Annotated in this window: 16 protein-coding genes; 12 read left to right on the top strand and 4 right to left on the bottom strand. The window is 60.5% G+C overall.

Features of this window, described 5'->3' with window-relative positions:
• Nucleotides 1–62: 62 nt before the first annotated feature.
• Nucleotides 63–1213 (top strand): IS3 family transposase gene (locus E8F06_RS06740; protein ID WP_280363247.1). Its coding sequence is split into 2 segments (ribosomal slippage): nt 63–306 and nt 306–1213, totalling 1152 coding nucleotides; the frame shifts between segments, so codons are not numbered across the junction.
• Nucleotides 1214–1932: 719 nt separating this feature from the next.
• On the opposite strand, the gene E8F06_RS06735 is transcribed toward E8F06_RS06740, so the two are convergent.
• From E8F06_RS06735 to E8F06_RS06725, 3 genes are all read right to left on the bottom strand, one after another.
• Complete coding sequence (locus tag E8F06_RS06735; RefSeq protein ID WP_280365471.1) at nt 1933–2511, bottom strand: hypothetical protein; 579 nt, start codon at nt 2509–2511, stop codon at nt 1933–1935.
• A gap of 99 nt (nt 2512–2610) precedes the next feature.
• Nucleotides 2611–2916: a hypothetical protein gene (locus E8F06_RS06730; protein ID WP_280365469.1), complete on the bottom strand. Its 306-nt coding sequence runs from the start codon at nt 2914–2916 to the stop codon at nt 2611–2613.
• 112 nt (nt 2917–3028) lie between these two features.
• Nucleotides 3029–3889: a DUF2971 domain-containing protein gene (locus tag E8F06_RS06725; protein ID WP_280365467.1), complete on the bottom strand. Its 861-nt coding sequence runs from the start codon at nt 3887–3889 to the stop codon at nt 3029–3031.
• Between the two features lie 274 nt (nt 3890–4163).
• On the opposite strand from E8F06_RS06725, the gene E8F06_RS06720 reads away from it, so the two are divergent.
• Genes E8F06_RS06720 through E8F06_RS06695 form a run of 6 tightly spaced genes read left to right on the top strand, consistent with a single transcriptional unit; the run spans nt 4164 to nt 9089 of the window.
• Nucleotides 4164–4730, top strand: a complete 567-nt coding sequence (locus E8F06_RS06720) for a phage baseplate assembly protein V (protein ID WP_280365464.1) — start codon at nt 4164–4166, stop codon at nt 4728–4730.
• On the top strand, nt 4727–5071 hold the full coding sequence (locus E8F06_RS06715; RefSeq protein ID WP_280365463.1) for a GPW/gp25 family protein: 345 nt from the start codon (nt 4727–4729) through the stop codon (nt 5069–5071). The genes E8F06_RS06720 and E8F06_RS06715 overlap by 4 nt, the downstream gene beginning before the upstream one ends.
• Nucleotides 5068–5988: a baseplate J/gp47 family protein gene (locus E8F06_RS06710; protein ID WP_280365460.1), complete on the top strand. Its 921-nt coding sequence runs from the start codon at nt 5068–5070 to the stop codon at nt 5986–5988. Before E8F06_RS06715 ends, E8F06_RS06710 begins: the two co-directional genes overlap by 4 nt.
• Nucleotides 5981–6544: a phage tail protein I gene (locus E8F06_RS06705; protein WP_280365458.1), complete on the top strand. Its 564-nt coding sequence runs from the start codon at nt 5981–5983 to the stop codon at nt 6542–6544. Before E8F06_RS06710 ends, E8F06_RS06705 begins: the two co-directional genes overlap by 8 nt.
• The gene (locus E8F06_RS06700) at nt 6544–8334 is read left to right on the top strand and encodes a tail fiber protein (RefSeq protein WP_280365456.1); all 1791 of its coding nucleotides are present in this window, start codon (nt 6544–6546) and stop codon (nt 8332–8334) included. The genes E8F06_RS06705 and E8F06_RS06700 overlap by 1 nt, the downstream gene beginning before the upstream one ends.
• Nucleotides 8335–8342: 8 nt before the next feature.
• Nucleotides 8343–9089 carry a hypothetical protein gene (locus E8F06_RS06695; protein WP_280365453.1) on the top strand — a complete coding sequence of 249 codons (747 nt, stop codon included), beginning with the start codon at nt 8343–8345 and terminating at the stop codon, nt 9087–9089.
• On the opposite strand, the gene E8F06_RS06690 is transcribed toward E8F06_RS06695, so the two are convergent.
• Nucleotides 9055–9714, bottom strand: coding sequence for a hypothetical protein (locus E8F06_RS06690; RefSeq protein WP_280365451.1), 660 nt, complete (start codon nt 9712–9714; stop codon nt 9055–9057). The two genes, E8F06_RS06695 and E8F06_RS06690, sit on opposite strands and share 35 nt — an antisense overlap.
• Nucleotides 9715–9925: 211 nt before the next feature.
• On the opposite strand from E8F06_RS06690, the gene E8F06_RS06685 reads away from it, so the two are divergent.
• The 5 genes from E8F06_RS06685 (at nt 9926) to E8F06_RS06665 (ending at nt 12682) form a co-directional block, all read left to right on the top strand.
• Entirely contained in the window at nt 9926–11095 is a 1170-nt protein-coding gene (locus tag E8F06_RS06685; protein WP_280365449.1) for a phage tail sheath protein, read from the top strand.
• An 89-nt stretch (nt 11096–11184) separates the two neighbouring features.
• Nucleotides 11185–11700 (top strand): phage major tail tube protein, encoded by a 516-nt coding sequence (locus tag E8F06_RS06680; protein WP_151134021.1) that lies wholly within the window; start codon nt 11185–11187, stop codon nt 11698–11700.
• Between the two features lie 64 nt (nt 11701–11764).
• A complete protein-coding gene (locus E8F06_RS06675) occupies nt 11765–12004 on the top strand; it encodes a hypothetical protein (RefSeq protein ID WP_280365447.1) in 240 nt (79 codons plus the stop codon).
• Nucleotides 11994–12278 (top strand): type II toxin-antitoxin system RelE/ParE family toxin, encoded by a 285-nt coding sequence (locus E8F06_RS06670; protein WP_280365445.1) that lies wholly within the window; start codon nt 11994–11996, stop codon nt 12276–12278. Before E8F06_RS06675 ends, E8F06_RS06670 begins: the two co-directional genes overlap by 11 nt.
• Before the next feature lie 95 nt (nt 12279–12373).
• Nucleotides 12374–12682 (top strand): phage tail assembly protein, encoded by a 309-nt coding sequence (locus E8F06_RS06665; protein WP_280365443.1) that lies wholly within the window; start codon nt 12374–12376, stop codon nt 12680–12682.
• The last annotated feature ends 8 nt before the right edge of the window (nt 12683–12690 follow it).

Below are 12690 nucleotides of genomic sequence, written 5' to 3'. Positions count from 1 at the left end.
TGAATCGCCCCTAGTTTCGTAGACACCTCCAAGCCTCATAATGAGGCCCGTTAGGAGGTGCCATGAGCAACCAGCGTTACCCCGAAGAATTCAAAATCGAAGCGGTCAAGCAAGTGACCGAGCGCGGCCTCCCCGTAGCCGAGGTGGCAGCGCGGTTAGGCATGTCGGTGCACAGCCTGTATGCCTGGATCAAGCGCTACGGCAAGCCCCAGGCGCAGCGGCAGCAAGAAGATGATCAGCAGGCCGAACTGCGTCGTCTACGCGCCGAACTCAAGCGAGTGACCGAAGAGCGAGACATCCTAAAAAAGGCCGCCGCGTACTTTGCCAAGGAGTCCGGCTGAAGTACGCCTTCATCAGCAAGCTGTCGGTGGAGTACCCGGTACGGCGTCTCTGCCAGACCCTGAAAGTGCATCCCAGCGGTTACTACGCCTGGCTGGCCGAGCCGAAATCCGTACGCGCCAAGGAAGATCAGCGCCTGCTCGGGTTGATCAAACATGCCTGGCTGGAAAGCGGTGGGGTCTACGGCTATCGCAAGATTCACGACGACCTGCGTGAGCTGGGAGAGTCCTGTGGCCGGCACCGCGTGGCTCGCCTGATGCGGGGAGAAGGGCTGCGCTCGCAGACCGGCTATCGTCGGCGCCCCGGCTATTACGGCGGCCGGCCAACGGTAGCTTCGCCCAATCGCCTGGAGCGGCAGTTCAACGTCAGTGAACCGAACAAGGTCTGGGTCACCGACATCACCTACATCCGCACCTATGAGGGTTGGTTGTATTTGGCGGTGGTGCTGGATCTGTTTTCACGCCAGGTGATCGGCTGGTCGATGAAGCCACGGATGTGCAGCGACCTGGCCATCGATGCCCTGTTGATGGCGGTCTGGCGGCGCAAGCCCAAGCAGGAAGTGATGATCCACTCCGACCAGGGCAGCCAGTTCAGCAGCTCGGATTGGCAGAGTTTCCTCAAGGCCAACAACCTGATCAGCAGCATGAGCCGACGCGGCAACTGCCACGACAACGCGGTAGCGGAAAGCTTTTTTCAGTTGCTGAAACGGGAACGCATCCGACGGAAGACCTACGGCACCCGCGAAGAAGCTCGGAGTGATGTGTTCGATTACATCGAGATGTTTTATAACCCCAAACGCCGGCACAGCAGCGCTATGCAGCTATCGCCAGTGGAGTTTGAAAAGCGCTATTTCCAGAGCTTGGAGAGTGTCTAGGAAAGCCGGGGCGATTCATAATACTCAATTTTTTAACTCAGTGAGAGTCAATATTTCAACCCTCCCTCCTGGTCAGATGATTTTCGAAAGAATCCCTGCATTTGACCTAGAAGGAAAATTGGATTATGCCAAATTCAACCTTTTCATTCATGCCAGAAATGGAACCTTTTTCGAGGATCTTCGCTTGAGAAAAGTTAACGGCGAATGGTATTCCGCCTTTCGAGTTTTCAAAAACAACCTAGATGGCAGTAAATCACTTCTCATGGAACGATCGATGCCTGAATATCCGAGATCGCCTGACGGAACTTTGGCATGGTGATAGAGACTGGATTACCAAGAATGGCTGTTTGGGACAGGAAAAAGGGGACCAGGAAAAAGGGGACAGATTTATTTCTTCTGCTCTAATCGGCTTCTCCAGGTCGACCTGCTTGAGTAGATTTCAGCTGAGCCCTTTGGCACGTTGGCCGTCAGCCGCCCTTCATGTCCGGCAGCTATAGGCCGATTCTGTTGAAAAAGGCGGTCTTTGCCGGAGCCGACTTTCAAGCGTTCAAAAAACGCACAGCTTGGAGTTGCTACGCGAAATCTGAAGCAGATCGGGAGCGGAACTGCTTCAGATTTCAACGTCATCGACCGACTTTCGCAGGCAGAAATCGCAGAGAGACTTTTCAACACAATCGGCAAAAAGTGGACGTTTGCAATGACTACCAAACAAGAGCGCCTCACTGGTTAGCAATAGATAAAGCGAAATTCTCACCTAGGTTCACTGGCTTGTAGGTTATTGGGAAACCCTTTGGGAAATTCAGCTTTGGCCGGTAAATGATGTGTAGCAATTTCTCAAGCTGCCTTATGAATCCCTTGTTCTTGCTATCGGTGCCGATGAGTAGTAGGCGGTAATCAGCCATTCTAGGTAATGCTGAAACATAGCTAGGGTATTTATCTTCAAGCCCAAGAATTGTCTTTACTGTGCGCTTTAAAAATGTGTTCATACCATACTTTGGCGACATACCAAAGTGACCGCCGATTCTGTGGGCAAAATGGCTGGACGAACACATTCCAACATAAATACATTCCCCTCGGCCATCAAAGAACATGTAGGCACCATGCCGCATGGCAGTGTTCCTTTCCTCGTCCACAAGCAAGTCAAAGAGCTTTAATTCCCCTAGCGGAATTTTGAATTGACTTTCAATTCTACGGATAACGTCACTCACTGATAAATCAGCCAAGTCGTCCATATGCAATTTAAAGCTCAAAGTGCATGCTCCAATAAAGAGAAAAGGAGACAGATTTATTTTCTTCATTCCAACTCTACCCATAGCTTTAGAGTAGGTAAATCCGCCCCCTTTCCGCTTTAATTAATACAACCAAAAACGGCTTTAGCCCGCTATTTTCCCGTCCAACTACACACCAAAATCCTTAACACGCCTTCCTTTATAGAACAACGGTCCGAACGCATTTCGTTCTGCGCCTGGTTTAGCATTGACTGGGAGCATGCGGATTGTTCCGCGATCCTTGAATCTTCCGCTTAAGATAGCCTCAACCAGCTCTTCCTCAGTTAGCGCTTCGAATTTTTTTGTGTCATTGGTGAAGTTTACACTGAATAGACCTTTTTTCTGCCCCCGCTCACCTCTGTATGGATGGATCTGCACTCCATCTTTATCATAAGACCACACATCCAACAGGAATCTACTTTCTGAAAAATTCATTATTGCTCCTTGCAAACATTCAAATACACACAGAAGTCGCATAAAAAGAGACATACTTATTCTAACTCACGCCCAGACAGAGCAAGCAAAATAAATCCGCCACTATCATTAGCTAGCTTTTAATCTCACCAAAATCCAACCTAAACATCTTCTTATTAACTTCGCACTGTAGAATCGTTGGTCGAGTGCCATCGAAGCCGTTGAGAGCCTGATGGATCTCCATCTTTGTTTCGTCATCCATTCGACAACCAAGAATGACCGACCTGATGCTTGCTCTAGGAAAGTCGAATAAGTGATACCGATTACTTCCGATTATCTTTACTTCTGACGCATCATTGAGGTCGACCATCATCCTCCACTCATTCTCGTATCCCCAATGAATGCTCTTGGTCAAGAGAGCGCTAAGATCCTTGGCGGTCGACAAAGTCAAAGTAGGCCTCTCAGAGGAATATACTACCCGCCGGAGATGCCTAAGCTCATCAACATTGCTACGCCTCTGATCGAAGAAGGGATGTTTTGGATCGAACTCAACAACAAATCCAGTATGTGCAGCAGCATAGTGCGCCCACATGAGTAGATCATCCGGCGATTCCGTCAGACAAAGTATTCCTATCCTTTCCTCTGCAATCGAATAAAAGCGAGCATATCCCTCCTCAATTCCCGGGGCCAGCCGACTCATAAAAGTAGGAAGATTACGACGAATGCCATCTTTCAGCAGGTCAATGTACTCCTCATGAGTCAGTTTCCCATCCATCTCTGGCGGAAGCCCAGGCGGATTAGAAAGCAGCTCTAATTCAAGTTTCTCAAAGACCCGACTGGCCATCTCCCCGTCTGACTCGAACAGCTGTACGGGGGGTTTTAACTCGAATGGATCGTTTAGGTTAAGCGGGGACGAGAAGCAAATTATTCCAGTGCTCAGCACATCAGTCCTGGCAGGAGGAAAGTATTTGAAAATCCGAATCTCTTGATCCATTGCCCACTCCTTGTCATGGGTTAGAGCATCTCCAAAAAAGCTTCTTCCCGTGCTCAGAAGGCCCTGAGCTCGGAGTGCAGGATCCTACTGACGTTCGGATCCGACGTGGTATCAGTGAAGACTTTGCCGGAGTATGGCTGTCATAGCTTTTGCGGCATACACGGAGGTATCGGGGGGATACTCCGTCTGGTTCGCCCTTAGCGCGATGTTGTAGCTACCGCCTCTACAACCCTTACCCCATGCACCCCGCGCGAGCCTCCCCCACCATCGGCGCATGGACAGCCTCGCCGAACTCACCCGCCGCCTCGATAACCTGATCCGCCTCGGCACCATTGCCGAGGTGGACCACGCCGCCGCCCGTTGTCGGGTGAAGAGCGGTCGCTTGCTCACCACTTGGTTGCCCTGGATCGCCCTGCGCGCTGGCACCACGCTGGACTGGAACCCGCCCACCGTGGGCGAGCAGTGCGTGCTGTTCAGCCCCAGCGGCGAAACCACCCAGGCCCTGGTGCTGGTCGGCATTTACAGCGAAGCCAACCCCGCCCCCGAGCAGAACGCCAACCTGCACCGCCGCGAGTACCCAGACGGCGCCATCATCGACTACGACCACGGCAGCAGTGCCCTCACCGCCACCCTGCCGGGCGGCGCCACTGTCGTGCTGGAAGCCTCCGGTGGCGTGACCATCGAGGGCGATGTAACGGTCAACGGCATGCTCAAGGTGTCCGGCGATGCGAAGATCGACGGCACCGCCACGGCCAACGTGGACGTGATCGGCGCCAACAAGAGCCTGTTGAAGCACGTGCACCTGGGCAACCTCGGCGCGCCCACGAGTCCGCCGCTATGAACCGGCACACCGGCAACGCCGTGGACGAGTTGGGTCACCTGCGCCAGTCCATCGAAGACATCCTCACCACGCCGATTGGCTCCCGCGTGATGCGCCGCGAATACGGCAGCCAGCTCTTCGAGCTGATCGATCAGCCACTCAACGACCACACTCGCCTGCGCGCCTATGCCGCCACCGCCCTGGCGCTGATGCGCTGGGAACCACGAGTGTGCCTGAGCCGCGTTCAACTGGCCCAGGGCAGCACTCAGGGCCGCGCCGTGCTGGATGTTGAGGGCACCCGCGTAGATACCAACGAGCCACTGAACATGCAGGTGCCTCTGCGCTTTGGGGGTATCGCATGAGCACGCTGCTGAACCCCATCGACCTGTCCCGTCTGCCACCGCCGGATGTGATCGAGGCCCTGGACTTCGAGCAGATCCTGGAAGAGCGCAAAGCCCACATGCTCGGCCTATGGCCAGACCACGAGCGCGACGCGATCGCCACCCGCCTTGCCCTGGAATCCGACCCGCTCAACAAGCTCCTGCAGGAGAGCGCCTATCGCGAGCTGCTGCTGCGCCAGCGCATCAACGATGCCTGCCGCGCCGTGATGCTCGCCTTCGCCCAGGGCAACGACCTGGAGCACCTGGGCGCCTTCCTGGATGTGACGCGGTTGCAAGTCAGCCCGGGCGACCCAACAGCGCGGCCCCCTATCCCGGCTGAATGGGAGTCAGACACGCGCTACCGCCAGCGCATCCAGTTGGCCCTTGAAGGCTTCAGCACCGCAGGGCCTCGAGGCGCTTACAGCTTCCACGCGCTGAGTGCTTCGCCGCAGGTGAAGGATGTTGCCGTCACCACGCCCCGGGCGGGCGTTGTTCGCGTCACCGTACTGGGCACCGAAGGCAAGGGGCTGCCAGCACAGGCGGTTCTGGGGCGGGTGTACGCGCATCTCAGCGATGAGGATGTGCGCCCCCTCTGCGACTCGGTCGACGTAGTCGCCGCAGAAATCGTGGAGTACCAGGTCAAGGCCACTCTCACCTTCTACAACGGGCCGGATCTGTCGCTGGTCACAGCAGCTGCTGACGCCGCTGTGCGCGCCTACGTGAACGAACACCACCGCCTGGGGCACGACATCACCAGGTCCGGCCTGTTCGCCGCCCTGCACCAGCCAGGCGTCCACAACGTGAACCTCATCGAGCCCGCGGCCGACATCCGCATCGACGAAGAACAGGCCGCCTACTGCGCTCACATCCAGCTCGACTTCGGAGGCCTCGATGTCTGAACTGCTGCCGCCCAACAGCTCCGCCCTGGAACATCGGCTGGCTGACGGGCAACGACACTTCAGCGAGCTGCCGGTAGCAATTCGGCACCTCCGCAATCCGGCAACCTGTCCGGCCCCGCTGCTGCCCTTCCTGGCCTGGGAGCTCTCGGTTGACGAGTGGAACCCCGACTGGGGTGAAGACGTGAAGCGCCGGGTGATCGCCGACAGCGTCCGCGTGCATCGCCGCAAAGGCACTCGCGGGGCTGTTCGGCGGGCGCTGGAAGCCATCTTCGGCGCCGATGGATTCCTCATCGTCGAAGGCGTCGCAGCCGGTTACTACGACGGCGGCAAGGCCCACAACGAGCTGCATTTCTACGGCCTGGACGAGCACTGGGCCGTGTACAGCGTGCTGCTCCGGCAACCCATCACCCTGCAGCAGGCGGCCGAAGTGCGCCGCGTGCTCGCCCAGGTCGCCCCCGCCCGCTGCGAGCTGCTGGCCCTGAACTACGAACGCGCCTCGCACCGTTACGACGGCGAGAACCGCTACGACAACACCTACTCCCATGGAGTCGCGTAATGGCACACCTGCCCGAACAGCCTGACTTCGAGGAAGGCATCTATCAGATCGAACGAACCGACCCAGTAGTCGGGGGCGTGGAAGGCATTTCCAACCGGCAGGCCCGCCAGTTGGGCAACCGCACCCAATGGCTCCGCCAGGCCATCGAACAGGTCATCAAGGGCGCACAGGTGGTCGCCAAGGCCACCCGTCTGGAGACGGCGCGCAAAATCCTCTTCCAGGGTGCCGCCAGCGGCGAGGCTCGATTCGACGGCAGCACCGACGTGGCCATCTCCCTGACGCTTGCCGACAGCGGCGCCAAGTCCGGCACCTATGCAGTGGTCACCATCAACGCCAAAGGCCTCGCCACGAGCGGTCGCGCCCTCACCGCTGCTGATGTTCCCGGCCTGCCCTGGGCCAAGATCATCAGCGGTAAACCCACCACGCTGGCTGGGTATGGCATCACCGATGCCCTGCCTTCATCGTCCTTCAACTGGCTGAACCTGCCGGGCAAACCGGGTACTTTTCCTCCGTCCCCCCACAGCCACCCTTGGGGCAGCATCAGTGCCACCCCCACCACACTGGCTGGTTATGGCATCACCGACGTGCCCGAGTTGGTCCGCACTGTTGGCTGGCGAACTCGGCGAGCTGCGGAGGCCAAACCCGAGGGCGGGGACTTCGACCTCATCACCACGCCCGGCTGCCACGATGTGCTCATGCACGGCTCCAACAAGAATGGCCCTGGGGGCGGCTACTACTACGTGCAGGTGTTCGAGTACGGCGGCACGAGCCTCACCCAGTTGCTCATCCCCTACACCACGGGCGGTCTGGTCTACCGCCATCGCTACGGCGGAAAGTGGAGCGACTACAGCCGCGTCCTGGACACCGGCAATTTTGCTGAAGTGGCAGCCGCCGCCGGCCATAGCCATACGTGGGGCGCCATCACAGGCAAGCCAACAACCCTGGGCGGCTACGGCATCACCGATGCCTTCCCCCGCGCGGGTGGGCAACTGACCGGCCCCCTCTACCCCAGGCACTCCACGGGTACCATGGCGCAGGGGGTTGCGGCAGGCGCAGCCGGTATGGAAGTGCGTGGGGTGGCCGAAGCAGCCGCCTTCATGAGCTTCCACCGGCCTGGATACTTCGCCGCCTACTTCGGGATAGACATCGACAACAAGTTCAAGGTCGGCGGTTGGTCCATGGGCGCCCGCGCCTACGAACTGGTCCACGAGGGTAATAGCCACCTGTTCACCGGCGCGCCGGGCCAGGTCTCCGCTTTTGCCGGAGCCCAGCCACCGCCCGGCTGGCTCAAGGCCAATGGCGCAGCGGTGAGTCGCGCCACCTACGCGCGATTGTTCGCGGCCATCGGCACCCGCTATGGCGTGGGCGATGGAAAAACCACCTTCAACCTGCCGGACCTACGCGGCGAATTCATTCGCGCCTGGGACGACGCCCGCGGCCTGGATGCCAACCGGGGGCTCGGCACCAATCAGGGTGCCATGCTCGGTAGCCACGGCCACACCGCCACCGCAGCAAGCGCCGGAGCCCACGCCCACACGGCCAGCTGTGACATTGCGGGCGAGCACAGCCATACCCTGGGTCGTGCCAGCAAGGCCGACACCTTCACCAACACCCCCTACCCAGGCCACACCCAGAGCGGCGCTTACTCAACCTCCGCCGCAGGCGCCCACGCGCACACCATCTCGGTCCTGGCCAACGGTGCCCACACCCACGCCGTGACCGTAGGCGCCACCGGTGGCAACGAAACCCGCCCGCGCAACGTCGCCCTCCTCCACTGCATCAAGTACTGAGGCCCGCCATGCTCAACGCCCCGATCATCTACCACGCCCACGCCATCACTGGTGAATACCTCGGCCCCGGTGAAGGCGACCCGGATCCGATGGATGACGATAACTGGCTGATACCCGCCCATGCCTACCTGGACGCACCACCGAACGCCCGCAAAGGCGAGACAGTCATCCGCACTGAAATCGGCTGGGAACGTGTGCCGGACTTTCGCGGCACCCTCTACCGCACAGACGACGGAGAACCGGTGGAGCACGACCAGGTCGGCCCACTCCCAGAAGGTTTCACTCACAGACCACGTCCCAGTCCCGACCACCGCTGGGCAGGCAACCGCTGGATTCTCGACAAGAAGCTCCAGGAGCAAAACCTCAAGGCGCTGGCCGACCAGTTGCTCCAGGAAATCGACGCCGCCGCCGATATGGCACGCCACAACCGGGTTGGTGACCCATTGCGCTCACTGGAGTACCAGCGAGCAGCCGAAGAGGCAGCCGCGTTCAAAGCGGCCGCCTACCCGTCCGACGAGGTTCCGCCCCTGGTGGCGGCCTACGTTATCGGCGACCGCACGCCGCAGCAGGCCGCCGACGAAATACTGCAAGAGGCAGCCGGACTCGAAGCCGCGCTGTTGAACATCCGCTCCCTGCGGCTACAAGCCAAGGAGCAGGTCCGTGAGGCTATAGCCAGCGGCGACGTAGAGGCGGCACAACATGCAGCGAGCGAAGCAGTCATCAGAGTTTCGCGACCTGACGAATCCACTCGATGACCTGGGGCTTGTTTCTCGGCTCGTATCGGGACATATGAGGCAGGCCCACCACGCAACATTCACGGCCCTCAATCTGAGCTCTGAAAGCCTTGAGCGACCAGTTACCATGACCGGAGGCCGCCGCCGATTCTTCACCACCGAATCGGCGCTTCAAATAGCCGTAGGCCGAGACCCCAGAGTTCCCGCAACACAGGATCAGCTTCGGCTTCACGATATCGAGGATGGTGCGGTGCACAGGCCAGCATTTGTCCGCCAGGCTGTACTCAACACCTTTGTAGTCCTTGCTCTGTACAAAGATCAGATTGCTCGCGCAGATGTCCCGAACGGCGAATCCCAGTGATTCCAGCAGTGCGACAGTACGGCGCTGCATGGGGGCGTCACCAGGCTCACGATCAATACCTGCGGGGGCCCACTCCCCATCTAAAAACGCATTTTCCGTTTGAGCCAGCATTCTGGTCAGGTCGTCCCGCAGCGGATTGCCGCCTTCCCCGCCGGGATTGAACCCTAGGTAATAAACCTCGCCGGGCTGGAGCGTTTCGTGACTGCTGTACAGCACACCACCCGGCAGGTGCAGCAGCTCGTCCAGCGCTTCAGTTGCGGTTTTCAGCAGTTGTTGTTTGTTCACGTGCAGTCCTTTGAGTAAGTCATGAGGAAGCCAGGGCGGATGCCCTCGCGCCATAACAGGCTTTCGCTCCCTCTAAGCGCCGAAAAACTTCTGGGCGTCCGATTTCACGCTGTAGCAGCCCGCAATACAAGTGCCCCCACTCGCCCCCAGACATCGCGCGCGCCAGCCTATCGGCTTACTGGTCCACGGCACCTCCAGGAGCGTTCGATCCATGTCCGACTACCATCACGGCGTCCGTGTCGTCGAAATCAACGACGGCATCCGACCCATTCGTACCCTCTCCACGGCCGTCGTCGGCATGGCCTGCACCAGCGCCGACGCGGACGACCAGGTCTTTCCCTTCAACACCCCCGTACTGCTCACCGACGTGCTCGCCGCCAGCGGCAAGGCCGGCGACAAGGGCACCCTGGCCGCCAGCCTCGATGCCATCGCCGACAACGCCAGCCCGCTGACGGTGGTGGTTCGCGTGCCCGAAGGCGCCTCCCCCGAGGAAACCACCAGCAACCTCATTGGCCAGGTCGCACCCAACGGCCAGTACACTGGCCTCAAGGCCCTGCTGGCCGCTCGCAGCCGACTGGGCGTCACCCCGCGCATTCTTGCCTGCCCGGGGCTGGACAGCCTGCAGGTGACCGCCGAGTTGGCCGTCATTGCCGAGAAGCTGCGCGCCTTCGCCTATGCCAGCGCCTGGGACTGCCAGACCAAGGAAGAAGCCGTGTCCTACCGCGACAACTTCGGCGCCCGCGAGCTGATGCTGATCTGGCCCGACTTCCTCACCTGGGATACCACCGCGAAAGCCTCGACCAAGGCCGCAGCCACCGCCCGCGCCCTGGGCCTGCGCGCCAAGCTCGACCAGCAGATCGGCTGGCACAAGACGCTCTCCAACATCCCCGTCCAGGGCGTTACCGGCATCAGCCAGGACGTGTTCTGGGACCTGCAGAACCCCAACACCGACGCCGGCTACCTCAACGCCAACGAAGTCACCACGCTGATCCGCCAGGACGGCTTCCGCTTCTGGGGTTCACGCACCTGCAGCGCAGATCCGCTGTTCGCCTTCGAGAACTACACCCGCACCGCCCAGGTGCTGGCCGACACCATCGCCGAGGCGCACTTCTGGGCCATCGACAAGCCCATGCACCCGAGCCTGGTCCGCGACATCGTCGAAGGCATCAACGCCAAGTTCCGCGAGCTCGCCGGCCAGGGCTACATCATCGATGGCCAGTGCTGGTACGACGCCGGCGCCAACGACGCCAGCACCCTCAAGGCCGGCCGCCTCTTCCTGGACTACGACTACACCCCCGTACCGCCCCTGGAAGACCTCACCCTGCGCCAGCGCATCACCGACCGCTACCTGCTCGACTTCGCCGCCCGCGTATCCGCCTAAACCTCCCCGCTTGTCTCCCCTCTCCCGCCTGCGGGAGAGGGGCCGGGGGAGAGGGCAAACCGAGCTAGCACTACATCCAGGAGTACCCAATGGCCCTGCCCAAAAAGCTCAAGCACATGAACCTCTTCAACGACGGCAACAGCTACATGGGCGTAGCCAAAACCGTCACCCTGCCCAAGCTCGCCCGCAAGCTCGAAGCTTGGCGCGGCGCCGGCATGGACGGCCCGGTCAAGGCCGACCTCGGCATGAGCGACGACGGCATCCAGCTGGACTGGACCCTCGGCGGCTGGGACCTGCTGCCCCTGCGCCAGTTCGGCATGGTCGGCGCCAGCGGCGTGCAGCTGCGCTGGGCCGGCTCCGTGCAGCGCGACGACAGCGGCCAGGTCAGCGCCGTGGAAATTGTCGTGCGCGGCCGGCACGAAGAAATCGACTTCGGCGATGCCGAGCCCGGCGAAGACACCGAGCACAAAATCACCACCACCTGCAGCTACTACAAGCTGGTGGTGGACGGCCGCACCGAGATCGAAATCGACCTCTTGAACTTCACCCTCATCGTCGACGGCCGCGACCTGCTCGCCGAGCACCGCCGCGCTATCGGCCTGTAGGGGTGGCCAGGCAGCGCCCAGGGTGTACCATGGGCGCGTTGCTCACTTTCCCACCGAGGCCCGCATGTCTCTCGTGTCCCTCAACCTGCCGGACGATATCGCCCGCCACCTGGCCAGTCTGGCCAAGGCCACCGGCCGCAGCGCAGACGCCCTCGCCCAGGAAGCCCTGAGCGAATACATCCGCCGCGAGAGCTGGCAGATCGCCGAAATCCAGCGCGCCGTCGCCGAAGCTGGCGAAGGCGACTTCGCCACATCCGAAGAGGTGCAAGCCACCCTGGAGAAGTGGACCGGCAATGCGCATTGAGTGGCTCCGCAAGGCGCTACAGAACCTCGACGACGAAGCCGCCTACATCGCCCAGGACAACCCCCAGGCCGCAGCAGACGTGGTGAAAGCCATAGTCGCCGACATCGAGCAGCTCGCCCGTTTCCCCGGCATGGGCCGCGAAGGCCGTGTAGACGGCACCCGCGAATGGGTCATGCCCAACCACCCCTACGTCATCCCCTACCGCGTCCGTGGAGATAGTCTGCAGATCCTGCGCATCTTCCACACCCGCCGCCTGCCGCCCGAGCAGTGGTGAGTCTGTAACGCCAACGCCTACAACCCTCCCTGCTGGGCCGCACCCGGCACCTCCGCCATCTTGGTCGGGACCAACCAATCCCACCGAGGTGCCCCATGGCCAAGAAGACCACCGCCGACAACGTCGTCACCCTCGACCAGCCCATCAAACGCGGCGACACCGAGATCCAGGAAATCACCCTGCGCAAACCCAACGCCGGCGAGCTGCGCGGCCTGCACCTGGCTGACCTGCTGCAGCTGGACGTCACCGCCCTGATCAAGCTGCTGCCGCGCATCAGCACACCCACCCTCAACGAGTACGAAGCCACCACCATGGACCCGGCCGACCTGCTCGCCTGCGGCACCAAGGTCGCCGGTTTTTTGCTGCAGAAGCAGGCCAAGGCGGACGCCTCCCTGCTCGCGTAGAGGACGCC

The organism is Pseudomonas sp. BN411, assembly GCF_029871235.1.
Classification (GTDB): Bacteria; Pseudomonadota; Gammaproteobacteria; order Pseudomonadales; family Pseudomonadaceae; genus Metapseudomonas.
The sequence above is the reverse complement of the archived record's forward strand: the minus strand, read 5'-3'. Positions and strand labels throughout refer to the sequence as shown.